Origin of the sequence: Weissella sp. DD23 (assembly GCF_001579105.1) — a bacterium.
Taxonomy (GTDB): Bacteria; Bacillota; Bacilli; order Lactobacillales; family Lactobacillaceae; genus Weissella; species Weissella cibaria.
On sequence record NZ_KQ970392.1, the window covers coordinates 258,172 to 258,861 of the forward strand.

Consider the following 690-nt stretch of genomic DNA (forward strand, 5'->3'; position numbering starts at 1 on the left):
GCCACGCCTGTTGTAGCAGCCGAGTTGTTCTATGTTGTTTATGAAGTCAAAGCATGTTCAAGGCAATGACTGCATTTTTAATGGCATCAAAGGACCAGTGTTGCGTGCAAAATAGAGAACATCTCGGCTGTTGGCATGGGTGTGGGGGATTGGCGTAGCGATGACAGGTGGGGAACTCACAAGTTCGGCCGACCGCCGGTTAGATAAGGCGAACGGCTCCACACCCATGCCTCGTCGCAACGCGACGACGGATAGAATAACTTTTCATAAGCAAAAGCCGATTAAACAGCGTAAACTAGAAGCAAGATTAAAAGGGTTGAGGTGGCACAAATGGCATTATCATTTAAAGAGTTATTAACGGCGGTACCCGTGGTATTGCGGGGTGGTAACGTTCCAAATATTGTCGGTGAAGCAGGAATTGGTAAGTCAGCCTTAGTTGCTGAGGTGGCCCGTCAAATGGGAGCAACTTTGTTTACGACGGTTGTGTCATTGTCAGAAAAAGGTGACTTGGCAATTCCTGTGCCACCTTTGACAAGCGAGGCGTATGTCGAAACAGAAAAGTATGGTTCGCTAGCCGATGTGCAGTATGGCTACACCCACACATTGATTGAAATTATTGAAACCGCACAAGCACACCCAGGTCGCCCAATTTTATGGTTCTTGGATGAATTTAACCGTGGGTCACAAGCA

The 690-nt window shown here is 47.5% G+C and carries 1 pseudogene; it reads left to right on the plus strand.

Annotated elements, in window-relative coordinates:
* Window positions 1-330: 330 nt before the first annotated feature.
* Window positions 331-690, plus strand: a pseudogene (locus tag WEIDD23_RS05500) (ATP-binding protein); the annotation flags it as partial.